The organism is Microbacterium jejuense (genome assembly GCF_019511665.1).
In the GTDB taxonomy this organism is placed as follows: Bacteria; Actinomycetota; Actinomycetes; order Actinomycetales; family Microbacteriaceae; genus Microbacterium; species Microbacterium jejuense_A.
Window position 1 is genome coordinate 180,893 of the sequence record NZ_JAEUAW010000008.1, and the last position, 6,000, is coordinate 186,892.

Genomic DNA, 6,000 nt, shown 5'->3' on the forward strand with positions numbered 1-6,000 from the left:
TCCTCCGGGTGGTGTCGAGAACGTGCGTCCTCGCCGAAACCGTACGTCCTGCTCGTGGATGAGGTGCGGTCTCGGCGACGACGTGCGTCGTCGATGAAGTGGTGCGGGTCAGGAACGGGAACGGGATGCCGCGGCGAAGGCCTGCACGCGGGCCTTGGCCTCGTCGGTGTCGAAGCGGGCGCCGATCGAGGCGGCCTCGTCGTCGAGGTTCTCGGCGAACGAGCGGCCGGCGCCGGTGCGGACCAGGCGCTTGGCCTGCCCGAACGCGGCCGTGGCGTTGTCGAGCCAGAAGCGCGCGACGGCCTCGGAGCGTGCCGCGACCTCGTCGGCCGGCACGACCTCCGTCACGAGGCCCCAGTCCAGCGCGGTGGCGGCGTCGATCGTGACGTCCTGCAGCAGCAGCTGGAGCGCACGACGCTGCCCGACCGCCGCCGGCAGCAGGGTCGAGACGCCGAGGTCGGGCGTCAGGCCGATGTTGGCGTAGCGGCTCACGAACTTCGACTGCTCGGACGCGACGATGTAGTCCGCCGTGAGCATGAGCCCGAGCCCGCCGCCGGCCACCGCGCCCTGCACGGCGGCGACGATCGGCTTATCGGACTCGACGAACGTGCGGATGCCGTCGTGGATCGTGTGCGCGGCGCCCGTGACGTCCGCGCCCGAGGCCCCCGACGTCGCCATCTCGATGACGTCGCCGCCGGCGCAGAACGCGGGGCCGGCCGCGTCCAGGATGATCGCGCCGACGGATTCGTCGGCGGTCAGCTCGTGCGCGATGTCGCGCCAGCGGCGCCCCATCTCGAAGCCCATCGCGTTGAGGCTCGCGGGGCGGTTGAACGTGACGCGCGCGAGGGCGCCGTCGCGGGTGACGAGGATCGAGTCGCTCATGGGGTGTGCACTCCTTACTTCGGCGCCATGCGAATGGCACCGTCGAGGCGGATGGTCTCGCCGTTGAGGTACCCGTTGTCGACGATCGACATCACCAGGCGCGCGTACTCGTCGGGCTTGCCGAGGCGCTGCGGGTACGGCACCTGCTGGCCGAGGCTCTCTTGCGCGGCCTCGGGGAGCCCCGCGAGCATCGGGGTCTCCATGATGCCCGGGGCGATCGTGACGACGCGGATGCCGTAGCGGGCGAGCTCGCGTGCGATCGGCAGCGTCATGGCGTGCACGCCGCCCTTGCTGGCCGAGTATGCCGGCTGGCCGATCTGCCCGTCGAACGCCGCGACGCTCGCGGTGCTGACGATGACGCCGCGGTCGCCCGATTCGGTGGGGTCGGTCTTGGCGATCACGGCCGAGGCCCGCGCGATGACGTTGTAGGTGCCGACGAGGTTGACGCGGATGATGCGCTCGAACGCGTCCAGCGGTGTCGGGTTGCCCTCGCGGTCGAGCACCTTGGCCGGCGGTGCGATGCCCGCGCAGTTCACGACGACGCGAAGGGGCCGGGATGCCGCGGCCACCGCGACCGCGTCGGCCACCTGCTGCGCGTCCGTGACGTCGGCGGCGGCGAACGATCCGCCGAGCTCCGCCGCGACGTCCGCGCCCGCCGAGGTCGCCAGGTCGACGATGGTCACCGTCGCACCGGCCGCCGCGAGGCGTCGCGCGGTGGCGAGGCCGAGGCCGCTCGCCCCGCCGGTGACGAGGGCCGAGGCGTCCGTGAGGTCCATGCGTTCTCCTTCGAACTTGGTATCGGGTCCCACCTTACGCGGAACTGCGTCCCAACGCGTGCGAGCGTCGGTCGTGACGGCTCCACGCTACCCAGCACGCCGGGGGTGCAGCATCCCTCATCCGCCGGCATGGGGCACGAATCGTGCACGATTGCAGGCACGGCGCGGCGGCGACGCGCGCGTTTCGGGCCACGACGGCGGATTCGGCCCCGCCCTGCCTGCATTCGTGCACGAATCGGGCCGAGAGGGGTTGGATGAGGGACATGGAGCTCCGCATCAAGCGCGTGTACGACGACCCGGCACCGGGCGACGGGTTCCGGGTGCTGGTCGACCGGCTGTGGCCGCGCGGGCTGTCGAAGGAGCGCGCGCACCTCGATCTGTGGGCCAAGGACGTCGCGCCGTCGACCGAGCTGCGCACCGCGTTCCACCACGACGGCATGTCGTGGGAGGACTTCGAGGCCGCCTATCGCGCCGAGCTCGCCGGCCCGACGAAGGAGGCGCTCGACGCGCTGCGCACTGCGCTCGAGCCGCACGCCACCGTGACGCTGCTGCATTCGGTGCACGATGCGACGCAGAACCACGCCGTGCTGCTGAAGGCGGCGCTGCAGGCCTGACGCAGTCGGCCGGGTGGCGTTTCGTCTCGGGAGTCGGTCGCTGAGCGAGGACCGCCAGCGACGAGACGAAGCGTCCTCGCTCGCTCAAACGACCGCGGATGAGGTCCTCCGCGGAACACCGGCCTCGGTCGCTGAGCGAGCGCCGGCGAGACGAAGCGGGCGGCGCACCAGCACGGCAGGATGGGACGCATGTCGATCCCCGTCGAAGACGTCGCCGTCCCGGCCAAGGTGCTCGAGCTGGCTCGCGGCGCCGCGCTCACGCCGGTGTGGCACAACGACGACGGCGGGCTGACGTTCCGCACCGACGACGGGCGCCATATCAAGCACACGCCCCGCACGCTCGAGACGTCGTTCGCCGGCGAGGCCGCGCGGCTGGAGTGGGCGGTCGCGTACACGCCGGTCCCTCGCGTGCTCGAGCACGGCGGCGACGATGCCTACGAGTGGATGGTGACGGCGTCCCTGCCCGGCATCAGCGCGGTGGATCCGCGAGTGGATGCCGCCACCGCGGTGCGTGCGGTGGGCGAGGGTCTGCGGGCCCTGCACGACGCCCTGCCGGTCACCGGGTGCCCGTTCGACTGGACGGTGCCCCGGCGGATCGAGAACGCGGCCGTTCGCGGCATCCGCCTTCCCGACGCTCTGCACGATGCGCCGCCGGTCGACCGGCTCGTGGTGTGCCATGGCGACGCCTGCATGCCCAACACGCTGATCGGCGAGGACGGCAGATGGAGCGGACACGTCGACCTCGGGGCCCTGGGCGTCGGCGACCGGTGGGCCGACATCGCGGTGGCGTCGATGTCGACCGTCTGGAACCATGGCGAGGGGTGGGAGGACGCCCTCATCGAGGCGTACGGCATCGAGCCCGACCGCGAACGCCTCGCCTACTACCGGGAGCTGTGGAACGCGACATGACCGACATCACCGGCACCGTGGCCAAGATCGACGGACAGGCGAACCTCGTGATCCTGCGTCGCTTCGCCGCGACGGCCGACGAGGTGTGGCGCGAGCTGACCGAGTCCGCGCGGCTCGAGCGGTGGATCGGCCGCTGGGAGGGCGACCCCCGCACCGGGCACGTCACCTTCTTCATGACGGCCGAGGGCGACGACGCTCCGCCGGCCGAGTACACGATCCACGAATGCGACGCGCCCCGGCGCTTCGCGGGCGACACCGCTCCGGATGCGGGCGGGTGGCACCTGTGGTTCGAGCTCGCCGAGGACTCCCCCGGCGACACGGTGCTCACGTTCGGGCAGCGGCTGGACGCCGGCGACGATGTCGGCTCGATCGGCCCCGGCTGGGAGTACTACCTCGACCGGCTCGTGGCCGCCCACGCCGGAGTCGACGTCGCCACGGTGGCCTGGGACGACTACTTCCCGGCGCTGCAGCCGGCGTACGAGCGACTCGTCGCCGCGGACTGAGGCATCCCGGCCCGCGCGCCACGACCGGCCGGTCACGGCCGGCGCGTCACGACCACACGAAGTGGAACGTCCCCGCTGCCACGGCGGCAGCGATCGCGAGCGCCATGATCGCCGCCCCGCCCAGCAGCGCGACGGCGTCACGCGCGTGCAGCCGGGACGGCCGCGACCACGTGCGCGGGATGCCCGAGCCGAAGCCCCGGGCCTCCATGGCCGTGGCGAGCTTCGTTCCGCGGCGCACGGCGAAGACGAGCAGCACGAACGCCATCGAGAAGAAGCGGCGGATCGCTCCGGTGTCGCCGACGCCCCGGGCACGGCGGGCCAGGCCCATGCTGCGCCAGTCGTCGAGGAACAGCCCGAGCGTGCGGGTGCCGGCCAGCACCCCGAGCACGAACCTGCTCGGGAGGCGGGCGACCTGCGCGAGGGCGTCCGCCAGCTCGGTGGGGTCGGTGCGGCCGAACAGCAGGATGGTGGGCAGCGCGAGGGCCACGACACGCAGGCACACCGCGATCGCCAGGGCGACCGAGTCGTCGCTGATGGTCGCGTACCCGAACGTCCAGAAGACGCGCCCGCCCGGCTCGGCGTACAGCAGCATGCTGATGCCTGCGACCGGCGCGAACAGCACGATCGGCAGCATCCGCTTCAGCAGCGTCGTGAGCGGCAGCCCGGTCAGCGGCAGGCACGCCACCTGCAGCACGATCGCCACGAGTGCGCTCGTGATGTCGATCGAGGCGAACAGCGGCACCGACAGCAGCAGCGCCAGCACCACCTTCGTCACGGGGTTGACGCCGTCGAGCCACGCCGGCCGGGTCTCGACGGCGGGCGTTTCGGCGGGGAACGCCGTCACGATGCGGCCCTCGCGGTCACGGTGAGCCCCAGGTCGATGCGGTGCGCACCGAGGTGGCGCAGCACGTCGTCGTCGTGGGTCACGGCGACGACGGTGGTGCCGGCGGCGATCTCGGACTGCAGCAGCGCCACGAGCTCGACCCAGCCGCGCCTGTCCTGGCCGAAGGTGGGCTCGTCGAGCACGATGACAGGCGGGGCGTCGGCGAGCACGGTCGCCACCGACAGCCGCCGCTTCTGCCCGCCCGACAGCGTGAACGGGTTCGCCAGCGCGAGCGGAGCCAGGTGCAGCCGCTCGAGCAGCTCGTCGACGATGACGTCGACATCGGCCGGCGCGACGCCGCGCGAGCGGGGTCCGATCGCCAGCTCGTCGCGCACCGTGGCAGCCAGGAACTGGTGCTCGGGCTCTTGGAACACCGTGCCGATGCGTGTCAGCAGCTCGCGAGAGGTCCACCGCGACGGCCGGAGCCCCGATCGCCCCGCGAGCTGAGGCGCGGCCCGCACCTCCCCCGCCGCTTCGGGCAGCAGCCCCGCGAGCGTCAACGCGAGGGTGGATTTGCCGGCGCCGTTGGGGCCGACGATCCCGGTGGCCGCGCCGCGCGGCACGTGCACGTCGAGTCCCGCCCGCACGATCGCGCGCCGGTCCCGTGCGATGGAGAGTCCGGATGCCGCCAGCGCCGGCTCGCCGTCCGCCCGTGCCGGAGCGAGCACGGGCAGGTCGATCGGCCGACCCGGCACCCACACCCCGGCGGCCGCAAGGTCATCGCCGACGCGTGCGAACACCTCGGCAGGGCGGCCGTCGGCGACGAGGCCTCCCTCGGCGCCGACCACGATCACGCGGTCCATGAGGTCGGCCCACACCTCGGTGCGGTGCTCGATGACGACGAGCGTCGCGCCGGTCTCGGCGACGGCGCGCTCGACCGCGGCGCGCACCTCTCGCACCCCGTCGGGGTCGAGGTTCGCCGTCGGCTCGTCGAGCAGCAGCACGCCCGGCCGCATCGCGAGCACCCCGGCGAGCGCCAGCCGCTGCTTCTGCCCGCCCGAGAGCGCCTTGGTCGGACGGTCGAGCGGCACGTCGAGCCCGACGGCGTCCAGCGCCTCGGCGACACGGACGGGGATGTCGGATGCCGGCACCCCGAGGTTCTCGCAGCCGAACGCCACGTCGTCGCCGACCTTCGACAGCACGATGCCCGCGTCCGGGTCCTGCAGGACGAGGCCGACGCGACCGCGCTGCGTCTCGGGGCGGGCGCCGTCGACGAGCAGCATGCCGGTCTGGTCGCCCTCGTCGGCGCCGCCGAGCAGGCCCGCGATGCCGGCCAGGAGCGTCGACTTCCCGGCCCCCGACGCCCCCAGCAGCAGGACGCGCTGGCCCGGCTCGATCGTGAACGTGACGTCCTGCACGGCCGGCGCGCGGCGTCCGGCGTAGCGCCAGCCCCAGCCGGCCGCCGTGATGTCGGCCGGTCGTCCGCGTGCGGG

At 73.2% G+C, this 6,000-nt stretch carries 7 protein-coding genes; 3 read left to right on the plus strand and 4 right to left on the minus strand.

The genetic code is table 11. The features are described 5' to 3' along the window. Positions 1 to 108: 108 nt before the first annotated feature. Together JNB62_RS12260 and JNB62_RS12265 are read right to left on the minus strand one after the other, a co-directional pair. Positions 109 to 882, minus strand: a complete 774-nt coding sequence (locus JNB62_RS12260) for an enoyl-CoA hydratase/isomerase family protein (RefSeq protein WP_220301168.1) — start codon at positions 880 to 882, stop codon at positions 109 to 111. 14 nt (positions 883 to 896) lie between these two features. Next, a complete protein-coding gene (locus tag JNB62_RS12265) occupies positions 897 to 1,658 on the minus strand; it encodes an SDR family NAD(P)-dependent oxidoreductase (protein ID WP_220301169.1) in 762 nt (253 codons plus the stop codon). A 263-nt stretch (positions 1,659 to 1,921) separates the two neighbouring features. Here JNB62_RS12265 and JNB62_RS12270 point away from each other — a divergent pair, with 263 nt between their 5' ends. The 3 genes from JNB62_RS12270 to JNB62_RS12280 all read left to right on the plus strand — a co-directional run bounded on the left by JNB62_RS12270 (position 1,922) and on the right by JNB62_RS12280 (position 3,684). Beyond that, entirely contained in the window at positions 1,922 to 2,272 is a 351-nt protein-coding gene (locus tag JNB62_RS12270) for a DUF488 domain-containing protein (RefSeq protein ID WP_220301170.1), read from the plus strand. Positions 2,273 to 2,461: 189 nt separating this feature from the next. Further along, positions 2,462 to 3,181: an aminoglycoside 3'-phosphotransferase gene (locus JNB62_RS12275; protein ID WP_220301171.1), complete on the plus strand. Its 720-nt coding sequence runs from the start codon at positions 2,462 to 2,464 to the stop codon at positions 3,179 to 3,181. Then, on the plus strand, positions 3,178 to 3,684 hold the full coding sequence (locus JNB62_RS12280) for an SRPBCC domain-containing protein (protein ID WP_220301172.1): 507 nt from the start codon (positions 3,178 to 3,180) through the stop codon (positions 3,682 to 3,684). Before JNB62_RS12275 ends, JNB62_RS12280 begins: the two co-directional genes overlap by 4 nt. Positions 3,685 to 3,730: 46 nt before the next feature. On the opposite strand, the gene JNB62_RS12285 is transcribed toward JNB62_RS12280, so the two are convergent. After that, the gene (locus JNB62_RS12285) at positions 3,731 to 4,528 is read right to left on the minus strand and encodes an energy-coupling factor transporter transmembrane component T family protein (protein ID WP_220301173.1); all 798 of its coding nucleotides are present in this window, start codon (positions 4,526 to 4,528) and stop codon (positions 3,731 to 3,733) included. Then, the coding region (locus JNB62_RS12290; RefSeq protein ID WP_223231111.1) for an ABC transporter ATP-binding protein at positions 4,525 to 6,000 on the minus strand (1,476 nt) is incomplete at its 5' end. The genes JNB62_RS12285 and JNB62_RS12290, both read right to left, overlap by 4 nt.